We start from the raw sequence: 15310 nt of genomic DNA on the forward strand, positions 1-15310 counted from the left end.
CCCGCAGACCGCACAAAGCGGAGGGAGCGCAGCGACCGGAGCGACTGCGGTCTACAGGGCGGCATCCAAGGCGCGCCGGCCCCCGAGCCGGAGGCGGGAGCACAGCCGTGATCGCGCTGCTCTTGTCGATGCTGGCCGCCCGGCGGGCGCAGGCACTGGCTGTGCTGCTGCTCAGCGTGTTCGCCACCGGTGCCGCGGTTGCCGGCCCGGTCTACCTGCGGGCCGTGGACCGGGCGGTGGTGCAGACCGAGGTGGCCGAGTCCGACCGGCGGGAGCAGACGCTGGCGTTGTCCACGTTCGTGGGGGAGGAGAGCGGGCTCGACGCGGAGCGGTTCGACTCGATCGGCCCGAACATGGTCGAGGTCGACGGGTTCGACCAGGTGTACTCGACGCAGTACGCGGTGCTGGGGCTGGAGCCGAAGGTCGGTGAGATCTCCTGGCTGGTGTTTCGCGGCGAGGTCTGCCCACACCTGCGGATGGTGGCCGGCCGGTGCGTCGCCTCGGCGGGTGAGACGGTGCTCGGCGAGCACACCGCGCGCCGCCTCGGTCTGGCCCCGGGTGCCGCGATCACCGTGCAGGCCGCGCGATACGACGAGCAGGCCAAGCGATACGTGCCGGATGGCGAGCCGGCCCGGCTGACCGTGGCGGGCGTCTACCAGCCCATCGACGTCGACGAGATCTACTGGGGACGGTCGGCGTTCTTCGCCCTTGGGGCGCCCGACGCGACGCGGGAGCCCATCTTCGTCGGCCGGCAGACCGCCGACCGGGTCGACCACCGCACCGACTACCGCACCGTCGAGGCGATCCCGCAGCCGGGCACGCTCACCGTCGACCGGGTCGACGAGGTCCGCGCCGACCTCGAGGACATGAGCGAAGACCTGGTGGGCGACGGTTCGATGTTCGCCAGCGTCAACAGCGACCTCGAAGGGTTGCTCGACCGGATCGACCAGGCACAGACGCTCGCCCGCCGGGTGGTGCCCGTCGCGGCGGTGCCGCTCGTGGCGCTGTGCTGGTTCGTCATCTTCCTCGCGGTGGCGTACGGGGCGACCGGGCGCCGGCACGAGCTGGGACTGGTGGCGCTGCGCGGGTCGAGCCGGCCGGTGCGCTGGTGGCTGACCGCAGGCGAGAGCGTGCTCGCGATCCTGCTCGGCGCGCCGATCGGCTACCTGGCCGGCACGGCGGCGGTGTGGCTGGTGACCGAGGCGCGGTTCGGCATCGGGGCCGAGCTCGACACCGTTGCCCTGCCGTACGCCGGTGTGGCCCTCGCCGGCGCGCTGGCCGCCGCCCTGCTCGCCCAGCGCCCGCAGCTCGCCAGCCCGGTCGCCGACCTGCTGCGCCGGGTGCCGGCCCGGCAGGGGGTGTGGCGGTCGATGGCGGTGGAGGCCACCGTCGTCGTGCTCGCGGCCGTGGCAGTCTTCCAGCTGCGCGGCTTCTCCGGCGAGCTGGTCGGGCTGTCGCTGCTCGTGCCATCGCTGGTGGCCGTCGCCATCGCGCTGGTGGCGGCCCGTTTGCTGATGCCGCTCGCAAGCCGGCTCGGTGCACGTGCGCTGCGGCGCGGCAGGCTCGGCCCGGCCCTCGGCGCCCTCCAACTCGCCCGGCGCCCCGGCAGTCACCGGCTCTTCGTGCTGCTGACGGTCGCGGTGGCGCTGCTCGGATTCGCCGCCGTGGCGGTCGACGTGGCGGGCACGGCGCGCTCGGAGCGGGCCGTGGTGCAGACGGGTGCGCACCGGGTGCTTACCGTGCTGCCCGTCGACGCGGGCATCCTGCTGCACGCCGTGCGCGAGGTCGACCCGGACGGCCGGTACGCGATGGCGGCGGCCGTGATCACCCTCGACGACGGCGAACCGTCGCTGATCGTCGCCGACACCAGCCGGCTTGCCCAGGTAGCGGTGTGGCGGCCCGAGTTCGGACCGACGGCCGGCGAGGCGGCCGCACTGCTGCGGCCGGACACCCCGGAGCCGTACGAGGTGCGCACCGGGAGCCTCGCGGTCGACATCGACTACACCGGTGCCAACAGCGCGGTCGGGCTCAACGCGGTGCTGCGGCCACTGTCCGGTGGAGCTTCGATCCGGGCCGGCTTCGGGATGATGACGCCGGGCGCGCGCACGTACACCGCCTCGGCGGGGGCGTGCGCCGAGGGCTGCCGGCTGCTCGCGTTGGAGTTGGCGGTGTTCGCGCGGTCCGCCTCCGAGCGGCCCGAGATCCTGGTCCGCGAGATGCGCGACGGCGCCTCCGGCCAGCCGATCCTGTCCACGGCCGACCTGACCGGCGCCGACCGGTGGCGGGGCGCCGACGATGACACCATGCGGGTCGAGCCGGGTGGTCTCGTCCTCGCCACCAGCAGCACGCCCCAGCTTTACAGTTGGGCGCTGCCCGCCGACCTGCCATACCCGCTGCCCGTGCTGCCCGCCGGTGAGCTGCCGAACTCCGGCGAACTGCCCGGCCTCGACGCCGAACGCGCCGAGGTGCGCGTGGTAGGCGAGGCGACAATCCTGCCCAAGGTGGGTGGCCACGGCGTGCTGGCCGACCTGGAGTACGCCGAACGCGCGGCGCTGGGCGGCACCCGCCTGGAGCAGCCACAGGTGTGGTTGACGGCCGAGGCGCCAGCCGACCTGGTCGACCGGCTTGCCACAAAGGGCCTGGTGGTGGCCGGTGACACCACCGCTGACGATGCCCGCGCCTCGCTCGACCGGCGGTCGCCTGCCCTCGCGATCTGGTTCCACCTGCTGGCAGCGGCGTTCGCGGTGCTGCTGGCGGTGGGCGGCCTGGCCCTGATGGCGGCGGTCGACCGGCGCCGGCGCGCCGAAGACATGCTCGTTCTGCACCGGCAGGGCATGCCGATCGGCATCGTCGGCCGCGCCGCACTCTGGAGCTACCTGCCCGTCGTCATGGTCGCGCTCGTGACCGGAGCGCTGGCCGCCGGCGTGGCCTGGTGGCTGGCCGGCGACTACCTGCCGGTGTTCGTCGACGACTCGATCCAGCTGCCGCTGCCCAGATGGCCGGCGCCGCTGGCCGTCGGTGTGCCGGCCGCACTCGCGGCTGTGGGGTTCGTCGCGGCCGCCATCGCGGTGGCCGTCGCGCTACGGCGGTCCGTCGTTACGTCCCGCGTGCGAGACTAGGGAACCATGAGCGACCCACGTACCACACCGTCGATCTTCACCCGCGGCGCGGTCGACCTGAGCGCGTTGCGCACTCCCGCGCCGGCCTCGTCCACCCCGGCCCCGGCCACATCGCCGCCCGCGTCGCCCCCCGCGGGCCCCGGCGGCACGGCTGTGATCGACGTCACCGAAGCCACGTTCCAGTCCGAAGTCCTGGAGCGGTCGCTCACCACACCGGTCGTCATCGACTTCTGGGCCGACTGGTGCCAGCCGTGCAAGCAGCTCTCGCCGATCCTGGAGCGGCTGGCTGTCGAGGGCGCCGGCTCCTGGATCCTCGCCAAGATCGACGTAGACGCCAACCCGCGGCTCGCGCAGGCGTTCCGCATCCAGAGCATCCCGCACGTGTTCGCGGTCATCGGCGGGCAGCCGGCCGAGCTGTTCGCCGGGGTGCTGCCCGAGGCGCACATCCGCCAGGCCATCGACGCGGTCCTCAAGGCCGCTGGGGTGCAGGGGACGGCCGCGCCGGAAGACCCGCGCCTCACCGAGGCCGACGACGCCCTGATGGCCGGCGACCTCGACCGGGCCGAGCAGGCGTACAGGAAGATCCTCGCCGAGTCGCCCGCCGACCAGTCGGCCGAGGCCGGTCTCGCCCAGGTCGGGCTCGCCCGCCGGATCGAAGGCATCAACCCGACCGAGGTGCTGGCGACGGCGCAGGCCAACCCCGACGACGTGCGGGCACAGCTGCTCGCCGCCGACGTCGAGGTGCTCAGCGGGCAGGCCGACCGCGCATACACCCGCCTGGTCGACCTCGTAAAGCGCACCGCCGGTGATGAGCGGGAGGAGATCCGCAAGCACCTGCTGTCGCTCTTCGCCGTGGCCGGTCCCGACGACCCAGCGGTGGCGAGCGCCCGGCGGGCGCTCGCGAGCGCACTATTTTAGGCGCCGCCCATGCGCCGAATCGCTGTCCTCGACGCACCGTCGAACCTCGGTCTGCGCCCGCCGACCGAGACGTCGGTGCCGGGCTGCGCCAAGGCGCCAGGCGCGCTCCGCGACCACGACCTCATCCAGCGACTCGACGCGCGCGACGCGGGCTGCCTCACCCCGCCCCGGTACGACCCGGGCGACTGGCGGCCGGGCGACGGCGTATGCCACGCCCGTGAGATCGCGAACTACTCGGCGCAGCTCGCCGGCCGCATCGGTGCCATCATCGAGGCCGGCGAGTTCCCGCTGATCCTCGGCGGCGACTGCTCGATACTGCTCGGCTCAGCCCTGGCGATGAACCGGCTCGGCGACACCCTCGGCGGTCGCGTCGGGCTGGTCTTCGTCGACGGTCACTCCGACTTCCGGCACCCCGGCAACGCCTCGTACGTCGGGGCGGCAGCCGGCGAAGACCTCGCCTTGGCCACCGGCCGGGGCCAGGCCGACCTCGCCGCCATCGAGGGCCGCCGGCCGTACTTCCGCGACATCGACGTGGTGGTGCTCGGCATCCGGGCGCAGGATGAGTACCGCCTAGACCTGCAAGCCGCCGGCATCATCACCCGGCCCGTGCCGGCCCTGCGCGCCGAAGGGGCCGCGCGCACCGCCCAATGGGCCCGCGAGCAGCTCACCGACTGCGTCGGATACTGGGTGCACATCGACGTCGACGTGCTCGACCCATCCGTCATGCCCGCCGTCGACGCACCGGATCCGGGCGGGATCGCGTTTCCGGAGCTGGAGTTGCTGCTGGGCGGGCTGGTATCGACACCCGACTGCCTGGGAGTCGAGATCACCGTCTTCGACCCCGACTACGACCCCGACGGCGAGTACGCCTCCGACATCACGGCAACCCTGGTGGCCGGCTTGGCCCGAGTAACCACACCCGAACCAATAGCCGAAATCGCCTAACCCGCCCACGTCCCGCAGGCCCGCGCCCCGCGCGCTCCCGCGTGCTCCGGGCCGCGCGTGCCGCGCGTGCTCCGGGCCGCGCGTGCCGCGCGCTCTCTCCTCGTCGATCAAGGACAAACGCACGTGGTTCGATCTCCAAACCACGTGCATTCGCCCTTGATCGATGCGAATGGCCTTGATCGGCGCACCGTGCGGTGCGAGGCCTGCGCGGGGCTGCCGCTCGATCCGATCATGGCGGGTGATCTTGCCGCTTGCGTGCCGGGACGGGTTGGCGACCCGCCTTTGGCTGGTGTCGGGGGGCCGAGGCGCGGGTGGTGAGCAGGCGGCATGAGGCCGCGATCAAGGGAATTTCGGTCGATCAAGGGCGAATGCACGCGGTTTTGAGATCGAACCGCGTGCATTCGCCCTTGATCGACGAAGGGGGCGCGCGGGCGCGGCGCGGCGCGCGGCGCGCTTGGGGGAGCTTGGCCGCGATCAAGGAGATGTCCGTCGATCAAGGGCGAATGCACGTGGTTTGGAGATCGAAGCACGTGCGTTTGCCCTTGATCGACGGGGAGAGGCGGGCGCGCGGCGCGCGCCCGGGGCGCGGGGCGGGGTGCGCCCGGGGCGGCGCGAGGCGGGATCGGCGGGGTGGGCGGGGTTAGAGGGCGCGGAGGAACTTTTCGGCTAGGGGGACGCTGCTGGCTGTACTGTCGCCGCCGTTTTCGACGAAGACGGCGAACGCCATGTCGCCCTGCCAGCCCACGAACCACGCATGCGTGTGTGCGGGGTTGTTGTCGAACTCGGCGGTGCCGGTCTTGCCGTGCACCGCGCCGCCGGGCACGTCCTTGAGCGCGGAGGCCGTGCCCGCGGTGACCACCTCGCGCATCATCTGGCGCAGCGGATCGACGGAGGATGCCTTGAGCTGCGGGCCGGCGGGTGCGGTCGACGCGGGTGCCGGGTCGAGGAGCAGTTTGGGCTGCTGCCACTGACCGCGGGCGACGGCCGCGGTGGCGGAGGCCATGGCGAGTGGGCTGACCACGGTGGTGCCTTGCCCGAAGGCGGCCGCCGCGCGCTCGCCGGCGGAGCCGCCGGTGGAGACCTTGCCGGTGAAGGCGTCGATGCCCAGGTCCCACTTTCCTTCGAGGCCGAGTGACCGGCCGGCGTTGCCGAGCCCGTCATCGCCGAGCTTCGGGGCCAGCGACGCGAACGCCGTGTTGCACGATTTGGCGAAGTCGACCCGGAACGGCACCTTGCCGAGGGCCATGTCGTGGGAGTTCTTGATCGCCGGCCGGCCGGGCACGTTGAGGGTCTTGGGGCAGTCGACGGCGCCGTTCAGGCTGACCGCTCCGGCGTCGAGCAGGCCGAGGGCGGACACCATCTTGAACGTCGAGCCGGGCGGCACGGAGGCGTTGAAGGCGAGGTTGTTGCCGCTGGCGCCGGGGCCGTTGGCGACCGCGAGGATCGAGCCGTCGCTGATCTTCAGCGCCACGATGGCGGTGTTGCGCGGGTTGCCCTTCAGCGCGGTGTCGGCGGCGTTCTGTACCTTGCGGTCGAGGGTGACCTTGAGTGGCGTGCCGGCTTTGGGTTCGCTGCGGAACACCTCGGCCACGGTCTCCGCCGGGGCGTCGGCAGACGGGCCCTTGCGGGTGATCACGACGGCCTGCCCGGTGGTGCCGCGCAGCTTCTCGTCGTACCTGCCCTGGAGCCCACCGTGACCGATGAGGTCGCCGATGACGAATTTGCCGGGGTTCTTGTCCATGTCCTCTTTGAGCACCGGGTCGACGGTGCCGAGCAGAGCGCGTGCGAATTCGCGGCTGGGCGCCAGATAACGCTGCTCCTGCCGGAACACAGTGCCGGGCAGATCTCGCAGCGACTGCTCGATTTGTGCGAATACCTCCTGGCGCAGCGACACCACGTCGACGAAGGCGTTTGGTTGAGCCTTGGCCACGGTGTCGGGGAGGTCCGCCATGCCGACCTCGGTGTTCACCGACTTGAACAGCCGGTCGAGGTCCTTGATCAGCACGTCGATCTGCGTGATGCGCTGCGGCTCGACGCCGACGACCATGACGGGTTTCTTCTGGACGATCGGCTGCCCGGCGGCATCGACGATCGCGCCCCGGTCAGCGGCGAGGCGGCGGGTCGTGAGCACGTCGCCGGCGCTGAGCTTCTCCTGGATGATCTTTGGTTCCCAGATCACCTGCCAGGCGTCGTCTTTGGCCTGGCGCAGCCGGACGGTCGTCGGGTACGTCCAGTGGGCGCCGCCGGGAAGCGTCCAGTCGACGGTGACCGCGCTGGTGGCGATGTCTTTGGTGACCTTTGGATCACCCTCACGCTTGAGCGCCGGAGGGGTCTTGCCCAACTCGCCGGTGAGTGACTTGACCTGGTCGGCGACGTCGGTGGCGGGCACTTTCTGGCCGGTCGGGTCGACGAAGCCGACCTCGTTGAGCTGGCCGCTTTTCCATCCGGCCAGAAAGGCATCGACCGTCTTGTCGGGTCCGTCCCCGCCTGAGCAGGCGGTCAGTGTGCCGGCCGCCAGCAGTACGCACGCAATCCCCGTGACACGCATGTCCTCGACCGTAATACGTGTGACGCGATCGCCGATGCCCCGGTGATGCCTACTACTTCTGGGCCCGGGTACTCAGACTAGGCTGACAGAAGAACCGGCCCACAACGGTGTGGGCGAGGGGGGAGTGTGCACCCATGGTCGGGCGTCCGGTCAAGGCCGCGAGTCTTCTCGAAGACGCGTTGCCACCTGACGAGGTCGAGGACGCTGAGATCGAGGAGCCGGTACCCAGTACCGAGCGACTGGTCGAGCAAGCCGTCGCGCTCGCCGGTGACGACCTTGAGTCGGCCGCTCTCGTCGACCGGTTCTGGCGGTTCGCGCCCGATGAGGAGCTGGTCGGCTACACCGCCGAGGAGATGCTGGCCGCCGCGCGCAGCCATCGCGAGCTGGCTGAGCAGCGGGTGCCCGGCGAGCTGAAGCTGCGGATCAGCGAGCCCCGCCCAGACGATCATCACACTGTCGTCAAGACCATCACCGATGACATGCCATTCCTGGTCGACTCGGTGACCGCCCTGCTCAGCGCCCACCACCTCGACCTGCACCTGCTCGTGCACCCGCTGATCGTGGTGCGCCGCGAGCCGCTCGGCAAGCTCGCCGAGGTGGCCGCCGACGTCGAGGCCGACGATGCGATCGCCGGCGACCTGGTCGAGAGCTGGATGCACATCGAGATCGACCCGGTGCGTGACCCGGTCGCTCGAGAGCAGTTGCGCCGCGAGTTGCAGCGGGTGCTCACCGACGTGCGCGAGGCCGTCGAAGACTGGCCGAAGATGCGCCGCCGGGCGCTCAGCATCGCCGACGAGCTCGCCGCCGCGCGCAACACCCCGGACCGCCCGCCGGTGCCGGACAAGGACATCACCGACTCGGTCGACCTGCTGCGCTGGCTCGCCGACGACCACTTCACTTTCCTGGGGTACCGGGAGTACCGGCTGATCGACGGCGGCGTCGAGGGCGAGAAGGTGCTCCAGGCCGTGATGGGCACCGGGCTCGGCATCCTCCGTCAGGACCAGACGGCGCCCCGCGTGCTGTCGTCGATGACGCCGGAGGCGTACGAGAAGGTGCTGGAGAAGCGCCTGCTGATCATCACGAAGGCCAACTCCAGGGCGACAGTGCACCGGTCGGCATACCTGGACTACGTCGGCATCAAGCTATTCGACGCCGCCGGTGACGTGATCGGCGAGCGGCGGTTCCTCGGCCTGTTCTCCGGTGCGGCGTACCGGACGAGCGTGCGCGAGCTGCCGGTGGTCCGGCGTAAGGTCGCCGAGATACTCGACCGCTCCGGCCTGTCGCAGCGCAGCCACTCCGGCAAGGACCTGCTCAAGATTCTGGAGACGTACCCGCGCGACGAGCTCTTCCAGATCAAAACCGACGACCTGTACCACGCGGTGATCGGCGTCTTGCGCATGGCGGGCCGCCGCCAGCTCCGCCTCTTCCTGCGGCGCGACGGGTACGGCCGGTTCATCTCCTGCTTGATCTACCTGCCTCGCGACCGTTTCACGACGCAGAACAGGCTGCGCATGCAGGAGATCCTGCTGCGCGAGCTGAATGGCGTCGGCGTCGACTACACCACCCGGGTGACCGAGTCGACGCTGGCGCGGGTGCACTTCATCGTCCGCACCGATCCGGCCAGCCCGCCGGGCGCGGTCGACGCCGACGCGCTGGCCGAGCAGCTCGCCGACGCGACTCGGCTGTGGGAGGACGACTTCCGCCTGGTGCTGGAGCGCAAGCTCGGCGACGAGCAGGCGAAGACCCTCTTCCTCCGGTACGCGGACGCGTATCCCGAGGGGTACAAGGACGAGCACGTGCCGCACGAGGCGGTCAAGGACCTCGCGAAGCTGGAGCTTCTCGACGAGCGCGGCCAGCTGGAGATGCACCTGTTCCGTAAGCGGGAGGACGAGGCCGACGTCCGGTTCAAGATCTACCGGTACGGCGAGCCGATGATGCTGTCGGCTGTACTGCCGGTGCTGCACTCGCTCGGCGTGGAGGCGACTGACGAGCGGCCGTACGAGATGCACCGCGCCGACGGCACGATCTACCTGTACGACTTCGGGTTGCGGCTGCCCGAGGCGCACCGCGCCCTGGCCGAGGTGCGCCCGCACGTGGAGAACGCGTTCGCGGCGGCGTGGCGGCGCGAGGCGGAGGTCGACCGGTTCAACGAGCTGGTGCTGCGCGCTGGGCTGACCTGGCGGCAGGTGGTCGTCCTCCGCGCCTACGCCAAGTACCTGCGCCAGGCCGGCACGGTCTACTCGCAGGACTACATGGAGTCGACGTTCATCGCGTACCCGGCGATCGCAGCGCTGCTGGTGCGGCTCTTCGAGACGCGCTTCTCGCCCGGCCAGCCGCCGGCCGACCGGGAGCGGCTCAGCCAGGAGCTGATCGACGAGATCCGGGTGCGCCTCGACGACGTGGCCAGCCTCGACCAGGACCGCATCCTGCGGGCGTATCTGACGCTCATCCAGGCGACCCTGCGCACCAGCTTCTTCCAGCGCGGCAGTGACGGCCGCCCGAAGTCGTACATCGCGTTCAAGCTCGACCCGCAGGCGATTCCGGACCTGCCCGCGCCACGCCCAAAGTACGAGATCTACGTGTACTCGCCGCGCTTCGAGGGCGTGCACCTGCGCTTCGGCGCGGTGGCGCGCGGCGGCCTGCGCTGGTCCGACCGGCGGGAAGACTTCCGCACCGAGGTGCTTGGCCTGGTCAAGGCACAGATGGTGAAGAACGCCGTGATCGTGCCGGTGGGTGCCAAGGGCGGCTTCGTCCTGAAGCAGAAGCCGGGCGACCGCGACGAGGCGGTCGCGTGTTACCGCAGGTTTATCGGGGCATTGCTCGACGTCACCGACAACATCGTCGGCGGCAAGGTCGCGCCGCCGCGTGACGTGGTGCGGCACGACGGCGACGACACGTACCTCGTGGTGGCCGCAGACAAGGGCACCGCCACGTTCTCCGACTACGCCAACGAGATCTCGGTGGCGCGGGGCTTCTGGATGGGCGACGCCTTCGCCTCTGGCGGCTCGGCGGGGTACGACCACAAGAAGATGGGCATCACCGCGCGCGGCGCGTGGGAGTCCGTCAAGCGCCACTTCCGTGACCTCGGTGTCGACACGCAGTCCGAGGACTTCACGGTGGTCGGTGTCGGTGACATGTCCGGCGACGTGTTCGGCAACGGGATGCTGCTGTCGGAGCACATCCGGCTGGTGGCCGCGTTCGACCACCGGCACATCTTCGTCGACCCGACGCCCGACGCGGCGACGTCCTATGTGGAGCGGCGGCGCATCTTCGACCTGCCGCGCTCGTCGTGGGCGGACTACGATGCCACGCTCATCTCCGAGGGCGGCGGCGTGTTTCCGCGTACCGCCAAATCCATCGCGATAACGCCGCAGATGCGCGCCGCGCTCGGCCTCGACGGCGATGTCACCGCGTTGTCGCCGGCCGAGCTGATGCGGGCGATCCTGATGGCGCCGGTAGATCTACTGTGGAACGGCGGCATCGGTACCTACGTCAGGGCGAGCGACGAGTCCAATGCGGAGGTCGGCGACAAGGCGAACGACGCGATCCGGGTCACCGGCGCATACCTGCGCTGCAAGGTGGTGGGCGAGGGCGGCAACCTGGGTCTGACCCAGCGCGGGCGGACCGAGTTCGCGGCAAAGGGTGGCCGCATCTACACCGACTTCATCGACAACTCGGCCGGTGTCGACTGCTCCGACCATGAGGTCAACATCAAGATCCTGCTTGGTGGGACGGTGGCCGACGGCGAGCTGACCACGCCCGAGCGCGACGCCCTGCTGGTCGAGATGACCGACGAGGTCGCCGATCTGGTGCTGCGCGACAATTACCAGCAGGCGCTGGCGCTCGCCAACGCCCGTGCGCAGGCGGCGTCGCTGCTACCGGTGCACCGCAGGATGCTGGCCGAGCTGGAGCGCTCCGGTGGGCTGCACCGTGGGCTCGAAGCGCTGCCCAGCGACGAGGAGCTGGAGGCGCGGGGCAGCGGGCTCACCACGCCGGAGTTCGCGGTGCTGCTGGCATACGTGAAGATCGTGCTGGAGCGCGAGATCCTCGCGGATGTCCTGCCGGACGAAGACTGGACGACCGAGGTCCTGGTGGACTACTTCCCAACCCCGCTGCGCGACCAGTACGCCGACCGCATGACCGGCCACCGTCTGCGTCGCGAGATCGTGACCACCCAACTCGTCAACGAGGTGGTCAACCGCGGCGGCACGTCGTTCGTCTTCCGGGCGATGGAGGAGACCGGCGCGTCACCCGCCGACGTGCTGCGCGCGTACGTGGTGGTGCGCGAGATCTTCGGCCTGCGAGACATCTGGGCCGCCGTGGAGACGCTCGACAACAAGGTGCCGACGGCGGTGCAGACGATCGTCCACCTGGAGAGCCGGCGGCTGCTCGACCGGGCGGTGCGGTGGCTTGTGACCTCGCGCCGTTCGCCACTCGACGTGCCGGGCGAGATCCGGCGCCTGCGGCCCGGGGTGTCGGAGCTGTTGCCGCGCCTGGAGGTGCTTTTCCGCGGCGCGGAGCAGGAGACGCTGCGGGCGCACGCCGAAGGCCTTGTCTCGCAGGGGCTGCCGGAGGAGCTCGCCGTCCACACGACCCGCATGGTGTACGGCTTCGGGCTGCTCGACGTCGTCGAGACGGCGACGACGATCAGCCGCGACGTCTCCGAGGTGGCGTCGGTCTACTTCGTACTGTCCGAAGAGTTCCGTGTGGACGAGCTGCTGTCGAAGATCTCGCTGCTGCCCCGTGAAGACCGGTGGCAGACGCTGGCCCGGATGGCGTTGCGCTACGACCTGTACGCCGCGCTGGCCGCGCTCACCGCCGAGGTGCTGACATCGACGCCGTCCGAGCTGCCGGCCGATGAGCGTGTGCGGGTATGGGAACGGGCCAATGTCGCCACCATCAACCGGACCCGCAACGCGATCGGGGAGTTCGGTGACTCCCGGGCCGACCTGGCCGCGCTGTCCGTGCTGCTGCGCCAGATCCGCACGCTGGTCCGTACCTCTGCCGCGGCATGAGGCGCCCCCGCGATCACGGTCACTGCCGACCCGGGTCCAGGCGACAGGTAGGGTTCTGATCGATGCTCGACAAGCGCCTGTACCACCACCTGGTGACGTGGCTCGGCCAGTGGCCGCCCGGCCGGGAGGTCACCGTGGTCGGCTCCGAGCGGCGCACGTTGCCGGGCTGGGACGGCACGGTGTATCCGTTGGTTGGCGTCGGCACGCCCACGGGCACGGTGCTGTCCGTGCCTCCGTCCCGCGCGGCGGCCGCTCGGGCGTTGGCCGACCTTCCGATCGACGACCTGCTGGCGAAGCTGCCGGAGGCGGTGGGGCTGGACGCAGACCGCCGCGTGTATCGGGGCGTGTTCCGATACAGCCTGGGGCCGGAAAACCTGCCCGACGCCGGGGAGTGGCTGCCGGTCGACGACCCGGTGGTGCCGGAGTGGTTGCGCCCGTTCGGCGGGGAGGTGCTGGTCGCTCGTTCTCCGTCGGGCGGCTACCTGGCGGGGGTCGGCATCAAGCGGCACGACCAGTACGGCAACGAGATCGCGGTCGGCACCGAGAAGGAGGCCCGGGGGCAGGGCCTGGCCCGGCGGCTGGTCACGCAGGCGGCTCGCCGCATCCTCGACGAGGGCGCGGTGCCGACATACCTGCACGCCCCCGACAACACCGCCTCCGCCCGCGTGGCCGAGGCGGCCGGCTTTGCCGACCGAGGCTGGTCCGTCTACGGGGCGTAGGGCCCGCCTTGCCGGACGCCGCCTGGGCCTCGCCTCGCTCCGGCCGTCACCTCGACACAGGGCCTAGCTGCGTGCTGTCCAAGGCGGACAGTCCAGGTAGGAACCGCCCAGCGAGCAGAATCAGGGCGGTGAGCGAGATGAGCGCGCCGGCGGGCAGTTTCAGCAGCGCGAGCGCGACGGGTACCCGTACGGCGTGGACGTGCCTCGCATCCCGCGGATCGACGCCATGGCGCTGAGCACACCACCCACCAGGCCGAGGAACTCCACGAGCGCGATGTCGCCGCCGCTTGGCTGGCCGTCGCGACCGGTGGGGCACCGGGCGCCGTCGAAGCACAGGTTGATGGTGGAGGGCTGCCAGAAGCCGAGCGCGGCCAGCCCGGCGGCCAGGATTACGAGGCGAGTCCCTGAGCGCAGAACCGCGGGCCCGGTCGGGGGGTGTCCGGGCCCGCGGCCCGCTGGTTTCCCCAGGCCGTGGCTTACTGAGTCGTAACGCTACGTGGTGCTAAATCGCGTTTCAAGAGGAGAAAGGGCGAAATGATCCGTTCGGCGGAGTACGACTCAACTACTCTGCGTGACTGTTGGTCAATCCGAGCGCTTCCGCGGCGGCGCGACCGTTGGCGTGGCTCGCGCCGAACGTGGTGACGAACGCCCGTGTTCCCGCCGGTCGCCAGCTCGACGGCCAGCCCATCTCGACGACCGCGACGGGGTGCCTGGCGGCCAGCGCCTCGATCAGCGCGCGGGCGGCCGGCGCTCGGTGGACGTGCCGGGCGACGACCACGATCGGGCGGTCGCCGGCCTGGGCCAGCAGGGCGGCCGCGTCGGTTTCGACGGCTACCACGCGGACGTGCTCGGTGCCGTCGAGGTGCGGGCCGAGCCCCCACGGCACCCGTCCTTCGGCGATGGTGGAGTCCGATACCAGTTGCGCCACGAGCGGTGTACGAAGGTCGTCCAAGGAGCCCTCGACCCGGACCGCCAGACGGGCGGCCCGGTATCCGAGACCCGGCGCGGCGAGCGCCGGCGCGGGCCGTGAGGCCCACGCGGCGAGCGCGGCCACCCGCTGCGCGGCCTCCTCGACCCGCGCCGCCGGCAGGCGGTCGTCGGCGATGGCCGCCGCGATCTGCGCGGCGACATCCTCCACGAGCGCCGCGTCGACCTTCGCGCCGATGCAGAGCAGGTCGGCACCGGCAAGCAGAGCGGGTACCGCGGCCCGCGCGGTACCGCCGGCGGCCAGCGCGGCGCCCCTCATCTCCAGCGCGTCGGTAACCACCGCCCCCGTGAAGCCCAACTCGCCGCGGAGCAGATCGACCAGCGCCGCCCGGCTGAACGTCGCCGGAGCGCTGCCGGTCAGCTCCGGCACCCGGATGTGCGCGCTCATGACCGCGCGCGTGCCGGCTTCGACGACCGCCCGGAACGGCGGCAGGTCGCGAGCGCACAGGAGGTCGAGCGGTGCGTCCACGGTGGGCAGTTCGAGATGCGAGTCGGCGACGGTCGCGCCGTGGCCCGGGAAGTGCTTGGCGCACGCGGCCACGCCCGCCTCCTGAAGCCCTGCGACGGCGGCTGCGGCGTGCGCGGCCACCCGTTCTGGTGTGGCGCCGAACGACCGGGTGCCGATGATCGGGTTGTCGTCGGCCGTGTTGACGTCGACGGTTGGCGCGAGGTTCAGGTTGACTCCGGTGGCGGCCAGATCGCCTCCGATCGCCTGGTAGATCCGCCGGGTCAGCTCCGGATCGTCGACCACGCCCAGTGCGGCGTTGCCGGGGTACGGGCTGCCGGTCGCGTGCGCGAGCCGGGTGACGTCGCCGCCCTCCTCGTCGATCGCGACCAGGACGTCGGATCGCACGCCGCGCAGGGCACCCGCGAGCGCCGCAACTTGCGTAGCCTTGTTGATGTTGAATCCGAAGAGCGTGTATCCCGCCAGTCCTTCACCGACAAGGTCGAGGGCCCATGGCGGCGCGGTCGTGCCGGGAAAGGCGGCCAGCAGTGTGCGTAGCGCGAGCCGGCGTAGCCCTGGATCGGTCGACACCTGTGTGCTCCCCTTTCGAGCGA

6 protein-coding genes and 1 pseudogene are annotated in these 15310 nt (G+C 71.1%); 5 read left to right on the forward strand and 2 right to left on the reverse strand.

Going from position 1 to position 15310, the window contains the following annotated elements:
- Nucleotides 1-107: 107 nt before the first annotated feature.
- The 3 genes and pseudogenes from V6V89_RS19050 to V6V89_RS19060 form a co-directional block, all read left to right on the forward strand.
- Nucleotides 108-3119 (forward strand): FtsX-like permease family protein, encoded by a 3012-nt coding sequence (locus V6V89_RS19050; RefSeq protein WP_334620507.1) that lies wholly within the window; start codon nt 108-110, stop codon nt 3117-3119.
- 6 nt (nt 3120-3125) lie between these two features.
- Nucleotides 3126-4037, forward strand: coding sequence for a tetratricopeptide repeat protein (locus V6V89_RS19055; RefSeq protein WP_334620508.1), 912 nt, complete (start codon nt 3126-3128; stop codon nt 4035-4037).
- A gap of 9 nt (nt 4038-4046) precedes the next feature.
- Nucleotides 4047-5059, forward strand: a pseudogene (locus V6V89_RS19060) (arginase family protein); the annotation flags it as partial.
- 563 nt (nt 5060-5622) lie between these two features.
- Here the strand turns inward: V6V89_RS19060 and V6V89_RS19065 are convergent.
- Nucleotides 5623-7530 (reverse strand): penicillin-binding transpeptidase domain-containing protein, encoded by a 1908-nt coding sequence (locus V6V89_RS19065; RefSeq protein ID WP_334620509.1) that lies wholly within the window; start codon nt 7528-7530, stop codon nt 5623-5625.
- 134 nt (nt 7531-7664) lie between these two features.
- Here V6V89_RS19065 and V6V89_RS19070 point away from each other — a divergent pair, with 134 nt between their 5' ends.
- Both V6V89_RS19070 and V6V89_RS19075 read left to right on the forward strand, forming a co-directional pair.
- On the forward strand, nt 7665-12545 hold the full coding sequence (locus V6V89_RS19070; RefSeq protein WP_334620510.1) for an NAD-glutamate dehydrogenase: 4881 nt from the start codon (nt 7665-7667) through the stop codon (nt 12543-12545).
- 62 nt (nt 12546-12607) lie between these two features.
- A complete protein-coding gene (locus V6V89_RS19075) occupies nt 12608-13264 on the forward strand; it encodes a GNAT family N-acetyltransferase (RefSeq protein ID WP_334620511.1) in 657 nt (218 codons plus the stop codon).
- A 562-nt stretch (nt 13265-13826) separates the two neighbouring features.
- Here V6V89_RS19075 and V6V89_RS19080 read toward each other — a convergent pair.
- Nucleotides 13827-15287: a glycoside hydrolase family 3 N-terminal domain-containing protein gene (locus tag V6V89_RS19080; RefSeq protein WP_334620512.1), complete on the reverse strand. Its 1461-nt coding sequence runs from the start codon at nt 15285-15287 to the stop codon at nt 13827-13829.
- Between the last annotated feature and the right edge of the window lie 23 nt (nt 15288-15310).

It is taken from the genome of Micromonospora sp. CPCC 206061 (assembly GCF_036906915.1).
GTDB lineage: Bacteria > Actinomycetota > Actinomycetes > Mycobacteriales > Micromonosporaceae > Phytohabitans.

What these genes read in the sequence shown, in the direction of transcription:
- V6V89_RS19055 (WP_334620508.1), top strand. Translation starts at nt 3,126, where the DNA reads ATGAGCGACCCACGTACCACACCGTCGATCTTCACCCGCGGCGCGGTC.
- V6V89_RS19065 (WP_334620509.1), bottom strand. Translation starts at nt 7,530, where the DNA reads ATGCGTGTCACGGGGATTGCGTGCGTACTGCTGGCGGCCGGCACACTG.
- V6V89_RS19070 (WP_334620510.1), top strand. Translation starts at nt 7,665, where the DNA reads ATGGTCGGGCGTCCGGTCAAGGCCGCGAGTCTTCTCGAAGACGCGTTG.
- V6V89_RS19075 (WP_334620511.1), top strand. Translation starts at nt 12,608, where the DNA reads ATGCTCGACAAGCGCCTGTACCACCACCTGGTGACGTGGCTCGGCCAG.